This is a genomic window from Micromonospora sp. WMMC264, from assembly GCF_027497275.1.
Taxonomy (GTDB): domain Bacteria; phylum Actinomycetota; class Actinomycetes; order Mycobacteriales; family Micromonosporaceae; genus Micromonospora; species Micromonospora chalcea.
Map to the genome: position 1 here is coordinate 6,112,231 of NZ_CP114907.1, position 14,335 is coordinate 6,126,565.

The 14,335-nt window shown below is 73.0% G+C and carries 12 protein-coding genes; 6 read left to right on the top strand and 6 right to left on the bottom strand.

Features of this window, described 5'->3' with window-relative positions:
- The first annotated feature begins 8 nt into the window (after positions 1–8).
- Together O7542_RS27245 and O7542_RS27250 are read left to right on the top strand one after the other, a co-directional pair.
- Positions 9–1,124, top strand: coding sequence for an ABC transporter ATP-binding protein (locus O7542_RS27245; RefSeq protein WP_281605393.1), 1,116 nt, complete (start codon positions 9–11; stop codon positions 1,122–1,124).
- The gene (locus tag O7542_RS27250) at positions 1,121–2,224 is read left to right on the top strand and encodes an oligopeptide/dipeptide ABC transporter ATP-binding protein (protein ID WP_104114937.1); all 1,104 of its coding nucleotides are present in this window, start codon (positions 1,121–1,123) and stop codon (positions 2,222–2,224) included. The genes O7542_RS27245 and O7542_RS27250 overlap by 4 nt, the downstream gene beginning before the upstream one ends.
- 55 nt (positions 2,225–2,279) lie before the next feature.
- Here O7542_RS27250 and O7542_RS27255 read toward each other — a convergent pair whose 3' ends face one another.
- Together O7542_RS27255 and O7542_RS27260 are read right to left on the bottom strand one after the other, a co-directional pair.
- Positions 2,280–2,726, bottom strand: coding sequence for a hypothetical protein (locus tag O7542_RS27255; RefSeq protein WP_069089553.1), 447 nt, complete (start codon positions 2,724–2,726; stop codon positions 2,280–2,282).
- Entirely contained in the window at positions 2,708–3,367 is a 660-nt protein-coding gene (locus O7542_RS27260; RefSeq protein ID WP_069089554.1) for an HNH endonuclease family protein, read from the bottom strand. The genes O7542_RS27255 and O7542_RS27260 overlap by 19 nt, the downstream gene beginning before the upstream one ends.
- 108 nt (positions 3,368–3,475) lie before the next feature.
- Between O7542_RS27260 and O7542_RS27265 the strand changes: the two genes are divergently transcribed.
- On the top strand, positions 3,476–4,906 hold the full coding sequence (locus O7542_RS27265) for an MFS transporter (protein ID WP_187693157.1): 1,431 nt from the start codon (positions 3,476–3,478) through the stop codon (positions 4,904–4,906).
- A 52-nt stretch (positions 4,907–4,958) separates the two neighbouring features.
- Here the strand turns inward: O7542_RS27265 and leuA are convergent, their stop codons facing one another.
- Positions 4,959–6,704, bottom strand: a complete 1,746-nt coding sequence (leuA, locus tag O7542_RS27270; RefSeq protein WP_113973603.1) for a 2-isopropylmalate synthase — start codon at positions 6,702–6,704, stop codon at positions 4,959–4,961.
- A gap of 238 nt (positions 6,705–6,942) precedes the next feature.
- The gene (locus O7542_RS27275; protein ID WP_113973602.1) at positions 6,943–8,217 is read right to left on the bottom strand and encodes an MFS transporter; all 1,275 of its coding nucleotides are present in this window, start codon (positions 8,215–8,217) and stop codon (positions 6,943–6,945) included.
- Between the two features lie 71 nt (positions 8,218–8,288).
- Here O7542_RS27275 and O7542_RS27280 point away from each other — a divergent pair, with 71 nt between their 5' ends.
- Positions 8,289–9,275 (top strand): DUF5937 family protein, encoded by a 987-nt coding sequence (locus O7542_RS27280; RefSeq protein WP_281605394.1) that lies wholly within the window; start codon positions 8,289–8,291, stop codon positions 9,273–9,275.
- A 10-nt stretch (positions 9,276–9,285) separates the two neighbouring features.
- On the opposite strand, the gene O7542_RS27285 is transcribed toward O7542_RS27280, so the two are convergent.
- Positions 9,286–10,050, bottom strand: a complete 765-nt coding sequence (locus O7542_RS27285; protein ID WP_281605395.1) for a hypothetical protein — start codon at positions 10,048–10,050, stop codon at positions 9,286–9,288.
- Positions 10,051–10,288: 238 nt separating this feature from the next.
- Between O7542_RS27285 and O7542_RS27290 the strand changes: the two genes are divergently transcribed.
- Both O7542_RS27290 and O7542_RS27295 read left to right on the top strand, forming a co-directional pair.
- The gene (locus O7542_RS27290; protein ID WP_030502103.1) at positions 10,289–11,554 is read left to right on the top strand and encodes an aspartate kinase; all 1,266 of its coding nucleotides are present in this window, start codon (positions 10,289–10,291) and stop codon (positions 11,552–11,554) included.
- Between the two features lie 6 nt (positions 11,555–11,560).
- Positions 11,561–12,622 carry an aspartate-semialdehyde dehydrogenase gene (locus tag O7542_RS27295; protein ID WP_281605396.1) on the top strand — a complete coding sequence of 354 codons (1,062 nt, stop codon included), beginning with the start codon at positions 11,561–11,563 and terminating at the stop codon, positions 12,620–12,622.
- A gap of 139 nt (positions 12,623–12,761) precedes the next feature.
- Here the strand turns inward: O7542_RS27295 and O7542_RS27300 are convergent, their stop codons facing one another.
- Positions 12,762–14,213 carry a diguanylate cyclase gene (locus O7542_RS27300; protein WP_281605397.1) on the bottom strand — a complete coding sequence of 484 codons (1,452 nt, stop codon included), beginning with the start codon at positions 14,211–14,213 and terminating at the stop codon, positions 12,762–12,764.
- Positions 14,214–14,335 lie beyond the last annotated feature (122 nt).

A 14,335-nucleotide genomic window follows, 5' to 3' on the forward strand; every position in this document is an offset into this window, starting at 1 on the left:
TCTCTCTCATGGCACTGCTCGAAGTGGACGACCTCTCCGTCACGTTCGCCCGGCGTGGGCAGCGCACCGTGCGCGCGGTGGACGGGGTGTCCTTCTCGGTCGACACCGGCGAGGTGGTCGGCCTGGTCGGCGAGTCCGGCTGCGGCAAGAGCGTCACGTCGCTGGCGATCATGGGGCTGCTGCCCAAGCAGCCGGGCCTGCGGGTCGGCGGCAAGGCGGTCTTCGACGGCACCGACCTGCTCCAGCTCGACGACAGGTCCCGCCGCGACATTCGCGGCCGGGACGTGGCGATGATCTTCCAGGATCCGCTCTCCTCGCTGAACCCGGTCATCCCGATCGGGCTGCAGGTGACCGAGGTGCTGACCCGCCACCGGGGGATGAAGGGCGAGGCGGCCGCCAAGGAGGCCGCCGAGCTGCTCGACCGGGTGGGCATCCCGGACCCGCGCCGCCGGCTCAAGGAGTACCCGCACCAGCTCTCCGGCGGCATGCGGCAGCGGGCGCTGATCGCCATGGCGGTCGCCTGCCAGCCCCGGCTGCTGATCGCCGACGAGCCGACCACCGCGCTCGACGTCACCATCCAGGCGCAGATCCTGGAGTTGCTGAAGGACCTGGTCCGCGACTCCGGCACCGCGCTGGTGATGATCACCCACGACCTCGGCGTGGTGGCCGGCATGTGCGACACCATCAACGTGCTCTACGCCGGCCGGGTGGTGGAGACGGCCACCCGCCGTCCGCTCTTCCGCCAGCCCCGGCACCCGTACACCGAGGGGTTGCTCGCTTCGGTGCCCCGCCTGGACGCCGGCCGTGGCGAACGGCTCAACCCCATCCCCGGCTCGGTGCGCGACGTGCTGCCCTGGCCGGACGGCTGCGCGTTCGCCCCGCGCTGCGCCCGCCGTGTCGACGAGTGTGTGGGCGAGCCGCCGGAGCTGGTGCTCACCCACGACGCGCGCAGCTACCGCTGCGTCAACCCGGTGCCGATCCCCGGCCTGACCCCGGAGGCGGAGGTCCGGGCCACCGCGCCGACGACCGCCGAGCCGGGTACGGTGCCGGCCCAGGCCGAGCCGGCCGACCCGCCCGCGGCGCCCGGTTTCGGACCGGCGCCGCGCGAGGAGGAGACCCCATGAGCGACAACGACATCCTCGTCGAGGTCCGCGACCTGAAGGTGCACTTCCCGATCCGGCGGGGCGTGCTCTTCGACCGGACCGTCGGGCACGTCAAAGCCGTCGACGGGGTCGACCTGAGCATCCCGCGCGGCAAGACGTACGGGCTGGTGGGCGAGTCGGGCTGCGGCAAGTCCACGCTCGGCCGGGCGCTGCTGCAGCTCACCCCGCCGACCGCCGGCGAGGTGCAGTTCGACGGCGTCGAGCTGACCACGCTGCCGGCCGGCAAGCTGCGGACGATGCGCCGCCGGATGCAGATGATCTTCCAGGACCCGATGTCCAGCCTGGACCCCCGGCAGAACGTCGAGTCGATCCTCACCGAGGGCCTCCAGACCCACGGCATCGGCACCGACCGCAACGACCGGCGGCGGATCATCGGTGAGACGCTGGACGCGGTGGGACTGCCCAAGTGGGCGCTGTCCCGCTACCCGCACGAGTTCTCCGGCGGCCAGCGTCAGCGCATCGGCATCGCCCGCGCGCTCGTCCTCGGCCCGGAGCTGATCGTCGCCGACGAGCCGGTCTCCGCGCTCGACGTGTCGATCCAGGCGCAGGTGGTGAACCTGCTGGACGAACTCCAGGACAGCCTCGGCCTGACCTACCTGGTCATCGCGCACGACCTGGCGGTGGTGCGGCACATCTCTGACATCGTCGGCGTGATGTACCTGGGCGCGCTGGTCGAGGAGGCGCCGAGCGACCGGCTCTACACCGAGCCGCTGCACCCGTACACCCGGGCGCTGATGTCGGCGGTGCCGGTGCCGGACCCGGACGTGGAGGACCGGCGCGAGCGCATCCTGCTCGCCGGGGACCTGCCGTCGCCGGCCAACCCGCCGTCGGGTTGCCGGTTCCACACCCGCTGCCCGTGGGCGCAGCCGACCCGCTGCGCCGACGAGCGGCCGGAGCTGCGCCAGATCGGCGCCAGCCGGGTGGCCTGCCACTGGGCCGAGCAGATCGCCGCCGGTGAGCTGCGCCCGCACGAGGTGACCGCGAAGATCACCCGGCCGGAGGGCGAGGGTGAGGAGCCGGGCGTGGTCTCCGCGCCCAGCGAGCCCGGCTCGTACGTCTGATCAGACAAAGGCGCGTCCCCACCGGGCCGGGTGGGGACGCGCCTTTGTCTGTCGGTCAGCCCTCGGGGCGGTTGAGCAGCCCCACCGCGATCGTGTGCACGGCGTCCAGCGCCGCCGGGTCGGCCAGCGGCGCGGAACCGCCGGTGACCGCGTACCACTCGTCGGCGTCCTTGTACTGCACCCGCAGCGTCACCCGGCCGTCGGCGTGCTCGGTGCGCAGCGTCAGCTCGCCGGTCACCACGCCCACCTCGTCGGTCATGACCCCGCCCGGACCGGGGACGATGTCGGTGGTCCGGTCCGCCGGTCCGGCCGGCGCGCCCCCGGCCGGCGCCCCCGGCACCGCGTCGGCGGTCATGCCCGCCCCGGCGACGTCCGCCGACTCCGGCTGCCGGCCGTCCGCCGTCATCCCGGCCGAGGCCGGACCGGCGGGTGCGGCGTCTGTCTCCGGCGTGCCCGCCGGGGCCGGTGTGGCGTCCGGCCCGGTCACGGTTTGCTCGCCCATGTGCAGCCCTCCAGCATGTCGGTGAGAGCGGCCTTCTCGGCACTTGTCACAGTCAGCCGCCAGTAGTGCTTGACCGTCACCCAGTCCGCCGCGTACTGACACCAGGACGACCGGTTCGGCGGCTTCCACTGGGACGGATCCTGGTCACCCTTTGCCCGGTTGGACCGCGCCGAAACCGCGATGAGCTGCGGCCGGGTCAGGTCGTTGGCGAAGTCGCCGCGCTTCGAGTCGTCCCACTCGTCCGCGCCCGACCGCCACGCGGCGGCCAGCGGCACCGTGTGGTCGATGTCCACGCCCGACGGATCGGTCAGCACCACCCCGTCGTAGACGCTCTCCCACCGGCCACCCACCACGTTGCAGCCGGACAGCTTGATGTCCTCGCCGTCGCGCTGCAGCACGCTGTCGCGTACGTCGCAGTTCTTGCCGGTGCCCCGCCAGTGCGGGAAGCGGGAACGGCTGTAGCCCTTCATCGACCCGGCGGTGGCCACTGTCAGCTCACCGAGCTGCTTGTTGACGTTCCCGGCGGCGCTCGGCGGCGCCTCCGGCTCGGTGACCGACACCTCGCAGCCGGCCACGCCGAGGGCGAGCACCGCGCTCAGCGCGGCCGCCAGCCCGGCTCGGGCTCCTGATCTCGTACGCACAGACGACACCTCTCCAGCTTGCGTGCTCCGGGCGAGTCCGCACAGTACCCGGCGACGGTTTCTGCGATTCGTGGCGTCGAGGATGGGCGGCGGGCAGAGTGGTGAGACGTGACCGCACCCGCACCCGCTCCCGCGCTGCGTACCGGCTCCGCCGCCGGACGCGGCACGCTGCTCGCCGCGATCCTCGCCTCCGGCATGGTGTTCCTCGACAGCACTGTCGTCAACGTCGCGCTGCCGCGCCTCGGCGCGGAGCTGGACGCCACCGTCGCCGGTCTGCAGTGGACCGTGAACGGCTACCTGCTCATGCTTGCCGCGTTCGTGCTGCTCGGCGGCGCGCTCGGGGACCGGTTCGGGCGGCGGCGCATATTCCTGCTCGGCGTGGTCTGGTTCGCGGTGGCGTCGGTGCTCTGCGGGCTCGCCCAGGACACCGGCTGGCTCATCGCCGCCCGGTTCCTCCAGGGCGCCGGCGGGGCGCTGCTCACCCCCGGGTCGCTGTCGGTGCTCCAGGCCAGCTTCCACCCGGACGACAGGGGCCGGGCCATCGGCACCTGGTCCGGACTGTCCGGCGTGTCCACAGCGCTCGGCCCGCTGCTCGGCGGCTGGCTCATCGACACGCTCTCCTGGCGGTGGATCTTCTTCGTCAACCTGCCGTTGGCCGTGGGCGTGGTGTTCGCCGCGCTGCGCTGGGTGCCGGAGAGCCGCGACGAGGCGGCGTCTCGTACCGGAGAGGGGCGGCGGTTCGACGTGGCCGGTGCGCTGCTCGGCGCGCTCGCGCTCGGCGGAGTCACGTACGCGCTGATCGACGCCCCGGCGCGCGGCGCCTCCCCGGCGGTGCTGGTCGCGGCAGTGCTCGGGGTGGTCGCCGTGGTGGTGTTCGTGCTGGTCGAGCGGCGGCGCGGCGACACCGCGATGCTGCCCACCGGGCTGTTCTCCAGCCGGCTGTTCTCCGTGCTGAACGTCTTCACCGTCGTGGTGTACGCCGCGCTCGGCGGGTTCACCTTCTTCCTCGCCGTCTACCTGCAGAACGTGGTCGGCTGGTCGGCGCTGCTCACCGGCCTGGCCACAGTGCCGATGACGGTGCTGCTGCTGGTCGGCTCGCCGCGCGCGGGCGCGCTGTCGGCCCGCATCGGACCCCGGCTGCCGCTCACCGTCGGCCCGGTGATCGCCGCCGTGGGTCTGCTGCTGCTGCGCCGGGTCGGGCCTGGTGCGTCGTACTGGGTGGACGTGCTGCCGGGCGTGGCGCTGTTCGGCGCCGGGCTCACGCTCGTGGTCGCGCCGCTGACCACGTCGGTGCTCGGCGCGGTCTCGGACCGGTTCGCCGGGGTGGCGAGCGGCTTCAACAACGCCGCCTCCCGGGCCGGCGGCCTGCTCGCGGTGGCCGCGCTGCCGCTGCTGGTCGGGCTGTCCGGCACCGGGTACGAGCAGAAGGGCGCGCTGGCAGGCGCGTACCGGGGGGCGTTGGCGTGGTGCGCGGGGCTGCTGCTCGCCGGCGCGGTGCTAGCCGCCGTGCTGATCCACCGCCCCGGGCGGAAGCGTTAAGAAGGGCCCCCTCCTATGCAGAATGCGTTAAGAAGGGGCCCTTCCTTACACCTCAGGCGCGGGTGCGGTTCACCGCGCTCGTGACCGCCTTGATCGAGGCGGTGACGATGTTCGCGTCCACCCCGACGCCCCACACCGTACGGCCGTCCACCTCGCACTCCACGTACGCGGCGGCCTGCGCGTCCCCACCGGAGGACAGCGCGTGCTCGTGGTAGTCGAGCACCCGTACCGCCACGCCCAGGGACTGCAGCGCGTTGACGTACGCGTCGATCGGGCCGTTACCGACGGAGGTGAGCGCGCGGGTCTCCCCGCCGAAGCCGACGCGGGCGTCGATCTCGACCTTGCCGTCGACGGTGCCGATGGTGTACTCGGCCAGCTTCACGGCCGGGTCGACCTGGTGGTCGACCAGGTAGTTGCGGGCGAAGATCTCCCACATGGCGCCCGGCTCGACCTCGCCGCCGTCGTGGTCGGTGACCTGCTGCACCACGCCGGAGAACTCGATCTGGAGGCGGCGCGGCAGGTCGAGCTGGTGCTCGGTCTTCATGATGTACGCGACGCCGCCCTTGCCGGACTGCGAGTTGACCCGGATGACCGCCTCGTAGGTGCGGCCCAGGTCCTTCGGGTCGATCGGCAGGTAGGGGACCGCCCAGGTGAAGTCGTCGACCGGCACCCCGGCCGCCGCCGCGTCGGCGTTCAGCGCGGCGAAGCCCTTGTTGATCGCGTCCTGGTGGGAGCCGGAGAACGCGGTGTAGACCAGGTCGCCCGCGTACGGGTGGCGCTCGTGCACCGGCAGCTGGTTGCAGTACTCGACGGCGCGCTTGATCTCGTCGATGTTCGAGAAGTCGATCATCGGGTCGATGCCCTGGGAGAACATGTTCAGGCCCAGCGTCACCAGGTCGACGTTGCCGGTGCGCTCACCGTTGCCGAACAGGCAGCCCTCGATCCGGTCCGCGCCGGCCAGCAGGCCCAGCTCGGCGGCGGCCACGCCGGTGCCCCGGTCGTTGTGCGGGTGCAGGCTCAGCACCAGGCTGTCCCGCCGGGGCAGGCGCCGGTGCATCCACTCGATCGAGTCGGCGTAGACGTTCGGCATGGCCATCTCGACCGTGGCCGGCAGGTTGATGATCAGCTTCCGGTCCGGCGTCGGGTCGATCACGTCGATCACCGCCGAGCAGACCTCCAGCGCGTACTCCAGCTCGGTGCCCGTGTACGACTCCGGCGAGTACTCGTAGTGGATGTCGGTGTCGGGGGTGTGGATCTCCGCGTACTTCTGGCACAGCCGCGCGCCCTGGGTGGCGATGTCGGTGATGCCGTCGCGGTCCAGGCCGAAGACCACCCGGCGCTGCAGCGTCGAGGTGGAGTTGTAGAAGTGCACGATGGCCCGGCGGGCGCCGCGCAGCGACTCGAAGGTCCGCTCGATCAGGTGCTCCCGGCACTGGGTCAGCACCTGGATGGTGACGTCCTCCGGGATCAGGTCCTGCTCGATCAGCTGCCGTACGAAGTCGTAGTCGGTCTGGCTGGCCGACGGGAAGCCGACCTCGATCTCCTTGTAGCCCATCTGCACCAGGAGCTGGAACATCCGCCGCTTGCGCTCGGGCGACATCGGGTCGATCAGCGCCTGGTTGCCGTCGCGGAGGTCGACTGCGCACCAGCGGGGCGCGGCCTCGACGCGGCGGGTGGGCCAGGAGCGGTCCGGCAGGTCGACGCCGAACTCCCTGTCGTACGGGACGTAGCGGTGGACCGGCATCCGGCTGGGGCGCTGGCTGGCGAACGGATCGGTGGCGGTGACAGGTTGAGCCATCTCGGAGTGCTCCCTGGAACATGTGGCGTCAGCAGATCGGAAAGGTGTCGGCGGAATGCCGGGCGACGGTGCGCGGCGGTGCCGAGAAGAAGATCGGATGTGCTGGACGGCGCGTAGCGACTCCGCGACGAGGTGCCGGCCGGTCAGGCCTCGTCGCGGCAGCCAAGGAGAAGGTACGCGCGCCACATGACAAGGTCACCCTACGTGGTGGGACGTGCGGTGGGAAGGCTGGTCCGGACTATGGGACCAGAGTCACGGAGCCGGAGGGCTTCGCCACGTCCGGTAGCCGAGGTGTCCGTTCCGCCCGGGTCACCGCGGGCACGATCGCCAGTCCGACGAGGATGAAGATCGCCGCGGCCGGGTACCAGCCCCAGCCGCCGGTGCTCACGCCGAGCGCGGTCAGCCCGGCCGGAGCGATCAGGAACTGCAACTGGGAGCCGAGCCCGAACGCGCCGACGTACGCGCCGCGCTGGGCGGCGGGTGGCAGCGTGGCGGTGAGTCCCCAGGCGCCCGCCGACTCGATCAGCTCCGCCAGGATGAGCAGTGTCGCGGCGGCCACCAGCGCGACCACGGTGAGCGCTCCCCGGGTCGCGCCGGAAATCGGCAGGACCAGGCAGAACAGGGCGATCAAAACCGCGCCCCGACGGGACGCCCGGGCCGCGCCCGGCGCGTCGTCCGCGCCCCGGCTGGCGCGTACCTGGAACAGCACGATCAGCACGGTGTTGAGCAGCACCAGCCCGGCGATGATCGTCTTCGGCGCGTCGGTGTGGGTGAGGATCCACAGCGGCATCACCGTCAGGTAGAGCGTCTGGTGCGCGGTGAGCAGCCCGGAGAGCAGCGCGACGGTCATGAACGGCCGGTCCCGCAGCACCGCCAGCCGGCTCATCGGCTCGGCCGTGCGGGTCACCTCCGGCAGCCGGGGCAGCCGGCGGACGAAACCGGCGGTCACCAGGAAGACCACGGCGATGAACCAGACCATCAGGCGGTACGCCCAGATCGTGTCGACGGCCAGCACCAGGCCGCTGATCAGCGCGCCGATCCCGAAGCCGACGTTCAGCGAGGAGCGCTGGTAGGCCATGGCGGTGACCCGTTCCTCCGGGCGCAGCACGTTGATCGAGTAGACCTGGCGGGCCACGCCGGTCGCCGCGCCCGTCACGGCCAGCGCGATCACCACCGCGAGGAACCCGGCGAAGCCGCCGACGAACGGGTACGCCGCGAACAGCGCCGCGTCCAGCAACAGGCAGACGATCCACACCCGCTGCGGCCCGTACCGGTCGGTGAGCCCGCCCAGCGGCACGGTGCCGAGCAGGGACGCGCCGGCGGCGAGGGAGAGGCCGAGACCCACCTGGGCCGGACTCAGCCCGAGCGCCCGGGTGAAGAACACGGCGCTGCCCGCCTGGAACAGGCCGGTGCCGACGGCGTAGACCATCGCCTGCACGGCCAGGGCGCGGGTCAGCCCGGCCGGTGGTACGACGTCGCGGACGGCGGTGCGGATGCTCTCTCTGGCCCCCATGACCGATGAGCAGATCGTGCCCCCCACGTGCCGGTCGAGCCTTTTAGGCTGAGGCGAATCGGGGGGTGCGCATGTCCGAGTTGCGGTTCACGCTGGCCGACGTCGCGGGCGTGCGGTTCGGTGTGTCGCCGGCCAACGAGACGGTCATGAGCCTGTGGGCGCTCGCCGATCCGGCCCGCTATCCGGTGCACCTGCAGTGGATCGACCGGGCCCGGGCGACGCTGCGCCGCCCGGAGGTGGCCGAGCGCGTCGCTCCGCTGGTGCACCTCACCCTGCCGCGCCGCTGGCTGCCCGACTTCCTCACCCCGGCGGCCCGCCCCGGGGTGGAGATGGACGGCCAGCTCGACCAGATCGCCGCGACGCCGCCCGACGTGGTGGTCCGGGACCTGCTGGCGACCACGCCGAGCGGACCACTACGCCCGTTCGGGCGGGCGTTGCTCGCCGACCCGACCGAGCTGTTGCCGCCGCTCGTCGAGGCGATGCGGGTCTGGTACGACGAGGCGATCGCCGCGGACTGGCCGCGGATGCGAGCGGTGCTCGACGCCGACGTCGCGTACCGGGCGGCCCAGCTCGCCGAGGGCGGGACGGGGAATCTGTTCGAGCGGCTCCACCCTGGCCTGCGGTGGCTCGGCGACCGGGTGGTCAGCGACGACCCGTTCGAGCGGGACTTCGACCTGCGGGGGCGAGGGCTGGCGTTGAACCCGAGCGTGTTCAGCCGCCAGCGGGTGCTGTGGAACCTGCTGGAGGACTCGTTGCCGGCCGCGGCGTACCCGGTTCGGGCGGTCGGGACGCTGTGGGAACGCGGACCTGAACCGGCCGGCGACGCGCTCGCCCGGGTGGTCGGCGGCGGTCGGGCCGCCCTGCTGAACCTGCTCGACGCGGCGACGACCACCACGGACCTCGCCCGGCTCACCGGGCTGTCCGCCGGGAACGTGTCCCAGCACCTCTCCGCGCTGCACGCCGCCGGTCTCGTCACCCGGTCCCGCGCCGGGCGGCACGTGCTCTACCGCAACACCGAGGTCGGTGCCGCGCTGCTCCGCGCCGCGCGTGGCGGCTGAGCGGAACGCGTCACGGCGCTCCCGGGCTCGGGGCGTCCCGGCTCACCGGCTCGCCGTCGGTCACCGCGCCGGCCAGCTCGACGGTGCCCGGCGCGGCGCCGGGCTCGCCGGTCAGCGTCAGCGTGCCGAAGCCGGCCCGGACCGCCGCCGGTGTGCCGTCCTCCCGGAAGCAGTAGATGCCCACGTCCAATGGCGCGTTCAGCGAGGCGGAGGTCGTGTCGACCGAGTAGCACCGGCCGGCGACGCCGGGCAGTGGCGCGGCGGGGGAGACAGCGAGCGGCGCGCGCCTGTCGGTCAGCACCTCCAGCCAGTCGGTGAACGGGTGCTGCACCCGGGGGTCGAGCCGGCGGGGCACCGCGTCGTCGGCGTCGCCGAGCCGGACACAGCTGGCCGCCTGCGTCCAGCCGGCCGAGGGCAGCGCGCACTGGAACAGCCCGTCGGAGGTGGCGGCGAGCGAGACGTCCACCGTCCCGTCCCGCCCCCAGCCGGGCACGTCGACCCGCCAGCTGCCGTCGTTGGCGCTGGTCACCGCCACCGTGCGGGGAGCGCCTTCGGCCGGGGTGAAGGAGTACGCGGCGGTGTGGTGCCGGTCCTGCGCGGCGGCGGCCAGCCCGGCCAGCTCGTCGCGGGCGGCGTCCACCTGCACCGGCACCGGGTCGGCGGAGCCGGTGGGCGCCGTTTCGGGCCGGTCGTTCACACAGGCGGCCAGCAGCGTCGGCAGGATGAGCGCGAGCGCGCCGGTCGCCCGGCGGGCCGCGCGTCGATGAGCGTGCACCGGCTCATTCTGCGTCGTGCGGGCGGCCGCGGACAGCCCACCGTACGGCTGTACCGCTTGGCGTGTCGCGTACTCCCGGGCTGGTGAGCCGCCCCACGCCGGGGCCGGATGGTGGGATCACCCGACCCGGCGTCGCGGGCCGCCCGATAGGCTGAGGCGGTCTGACACGCGCCGCCGGACCGAGAAACCCGGCGGCGTCGGCACGCTCAGGGTCGTCGCTGGGAGGGAGTGCACCGTCGTGGCACTCGTGGTGCAGAAGTACGGCGGGTCCTCCGTCGCCAACGCCGAGCGGATCAAGCGGGTGGCCGAGCGCATCGTGGCCGCGCGCAAGGCCGGCGACGACGTGGTCGTGGTGGTGTCCGCCATGGGCGACACCACCGACGAGCTGCTCGACCTCGCCAACCAGGTCAGCCCGCTGCCGCCCGGCCGCGAGCTGGACATGCTGCTCACCGCCGGGGAGCGGATCTCCATGGCGCTGCTCGCCATGGCCATCCACAACCTGGGGTACGAGGCCCGCTCGTTCACCGGTTCCCAGGCGGGCGTGATCACCACCTCGGTGCACGGCCGGGCCCGGATCATCGACGTGACCCCGGGGCGGCTCAAGGGCGCGCTGGACGAGGGCGCGGTGGTCATCGTCGCCGGCTTCCAGGGCGTCTCGCAGGACACCAAGGACGTCACCACGCTCGGGCGGGGCGGCTCGGACACCACCGCCGTGGCGCTCGCCGCCGCGCTGGAGGCGGACGTCTGCGAGATCTACACCGACGTGGACGGCATCTTCACCGCCGACCCGCGGATCGTGCCGAACGCCCGGCACATCACCCGGATCACCTACGAGGAGATGCTGGAGCTGGCCGCCTGCGGCGCGAAGGTGCTGCATCTGCGCAGCGTCGAGTACGCGCGGCGCGCGGGCTTGCCGATCCACGTCCGTTCGTCATACTCGACCAACACCGGCACGATGGTCACCGGATCGATGGAGGACCTTCCTGTGGAACAGGCACTGATCACCGGGGTCGCCCACGACCGCAGCGAAGCGAAGATCACGATCGTCGGCGTGCCCGACGAGCCGGGCGCCGCCGCGCGCATCTTCGACACGGTCGCCGGCGCGGAGATCAACATCGACATGATCGTGCAGAACGTGTCCACCGAGGGCACCGGCCGCACCGACATCTCGTTCACGCTGCCCAAGGCGGACGGCCCGACCGCGATGACCGCGCTCAGCAAGATCCAGGAGACGGTCAAGTTCAAGGGCCTGCTCTACGACGACCACGTCGGCAAGGTCAGCCTGATCGGCGCCGGCATGCGCTCGCACCCGGGCGTGGCCGCCGGCTTCTTCGCCGCCCTCGGCGCGGCCGGCGTCAACATCGAGATGATCTCCACCTCGGAGATCCGGGTCTCCGTGGTCTGCCGCGACACCGACCTGGACAAGGCGGTCCGCGCCATCCACGACGCCTTCGAGCTGGGTGGTGACACCGAAGCCGTCGTCTACGCCGGCACTGGGCGGTAACGCGCCGTGGCGTCGCTGCCCACCCTCGCCGTGGTCGGGGCGACAGGTGCCGTCGGTACGGTGATGTGCCAGATCCTCTCCTCCCGGCGCAACGTGTGGGGCGAGATCCGGCTGCTCGCCTCCGAGCGGTCGGCCGGCCGGCGCGTGCAGTGCCGGGGCGAGGAGCTGACCGTCCAGGCCCTCACCGCGGACGCTCTCGACGGCGTCGACGTGGCCATGTTCGACGTGCCGGACGACGTCTCGGCGCAGTGGGCCCCGGTCGCTGTCTCGCGCGGCGCGGTGGTCGTCGACAACTCCGGCGCGTTCCGGATGGACCGCGAGGTGCCGCTCGTCGTCCCCGAGATCAACCCCGACCAGGTACGCAACCGGCCCCGGGGCATCATCGCCAACGCCAACTGCACCACGCTGGCCATGATCGTGGCGATCGCCCCGCTGCACCGCGCGTACGGTCTGCGCGAGCTGGTGCTCGCGTCGTACCAGGCGGTGTCCGGGGCCGGGCAGGCCGGCGTGGACGCGCTGCACCTGCAGCTCGGCAAGATCGCCGGGGACCGGGCGCTCGGCTCCCGCGCCGGTGACGTGCGCCAGGCCGTCGGCGACGAGCTGGGTCCGTTCCCGGCGCCGCTGGCGCTCAACGTCGTACCGTGGGCGGGCTCGCTCGCAGACGACGGCTGGTCGTCGGAGGAGTTGAAGCTCCGCAACGAGTCCCGCAAGATCCTCGGGCTGCCCGATCTCAAGGTCTCCGCCACCTGCGTACGGGTGCCGGTGGTGACCGGTCACTCGGTCGCCGTGCACGCGGTCTTCGCCACCGAGGTGGACGCCGAGGAAGCCCGCGAGGTGCTGCGCAACGCGCCGGGCGTGATCCTGGTCGACGACCCGGCGTCCGGGGAGTTCCCGATGCCGATCGACGCGGTCGGCACCGACCCGTCCTGGGTGGGCCGCATCCGCCGCGCGGTCGACGACCCGAGAGCCCTCGACCTCTTCGTGACCGGCGACAACCTCCGCAAGGGCGCCGCCCTGAACACGGCCCAGATCGCCGAACTCCTCGCCAGGGACCTAACCCGCCCGTAACGCGCCCCCTCCCGCGCGCCGCCCCCGGCGCGTCGATCTTGCACTTTGGGCCCGGACCGTGGGGCATATGCCCCATTCGACCGGGCGGAAAGTGCAAGATCGCGGGGGAGAGGGGTGGGGGCGGGAGCGGGGAGTGGGGTCAGGCGGCGGAGAGGTGGACTCCGTCTCGGCCGTGGCGCTTGACCGCGTAGAGGGCCTGGTCGGCTCGGTGCAGGGTGCGTTCGGGGGACTCGCCGGGCCGCGGCAGCGCGATGCCGACGCTGATCGTCCGGCCGGTACGGCGGGCCGCCTCGGTGAGCCGCTCGGCGATCCGGACCGCCTCCTCCGGGCGGCTCACCTCGATCACCGCCACGAACTCGTCCCCGCCGGTCCGGTACAGCTCGTCGCCCTGGCGCAGCGCGCCCTCCAGTGCCCGGGCCAGCCCCACCAGCAACCGGTCGCCGGCCTGGTGGCCGTACGTGTCGTTGACGTCCTTGAACCCGTCCACGTCGATCGCCAGCAGGGCGGTACGCCCCGGCGTGGCGGTGGCGATCCGCTGCCCGAACGAGCCGGTGTGCCGTAGCCCGGTGAGCGGGTCGGAGCTGGCCTGCTCGCGCAGCCGGGCGAGCGTACGCAGCCGGTCCAGGCAGGTCCACGCCTGCCCGGCGAGCAGTTCGATCAGGTTGACAGTGGTCGGGTCGGGGCGCAGGCGCTGCTCGTCGGCGACCAGCAGCACGCCGCCGGCAGCCGGCGTGCCGACCGGCACCGCCACCAGTGTGCGCGCGCCCGCCCGGGTCAGCGGCAGGTACTCCTCGGTGGGCGGGTGCCCCGCCTCGCCCAGCGTGTACGCCGAGCCGTACCGGTGGGCCCGGTCGATCATGCGGTCCAGCGCGGCCGGGCCGGCCTCGGCCAGCTCGGCGCGGATGCGTGTCTCCAACTCGCCGGGGGTGTCGGTGGGCGCGCCGAGGCGTGGGCCGCTCCGCCCGGTGAGGACCAGCACGGCGGCGGAGAGCGCCGACACGTCCCGGGCCGCGGCGAGCGCGGCGGTCATCAGGTCCCAGTCGGTCGGGGCGGCGGTGAACGCGGCGGCGTGCCGGAGCAGCTTCTCGCTGCGGCTCTCGGCCGGTGACCCGCCGAGCGCGGCGATCCGCCCGCCGAGGCGGTCGGCCACCAGTTCGGCGGTCTCCCGCCACGCCGCGAGCGGGACGGGCTCGCACCACTGCAGGTCGAGCACGCCGATGGGCCGGCCGTCCGGGTCACGTACCGGAACGCAGAGTTCGGCGGTGACGTCCGGCCGGACCGGCAGGTAGTCGGGGTCGGCGCTCACGTCGGGCACGACGGCGGTCACCCCGGAGGCGTACACCCGCCGCACCACCGAGGGTTCGGGTCGGTGGCGGGCGGGCGCGTCGGCGGTCGCCGGGACGTGCGAGAAGACCTGCCACGCGCCGGTGGCGGCGACGCAGCGCAGACGGTCGTGGACCCGGAGCAGGACGGCGGCGGTCGCCGGGGTGTGCCGGGCGAGCGCGGCGACCGTCCACTGGCACGCCTCCGGGACGGTGGACGCCGTGGGGAGGCGCACCGTGACGTCGCGGAGTACTCGCTCGTGATCCACGTCGTTCCTGCTCGGAGGGGGTAGGTCGCGATCAAGCGTACTCAGCGCGACCGTCACCGACCTTCGTACACATGTGCTATCCACAGGCTGTGGACGCAGCCTGTGGGCGGGATCGGGCCTGC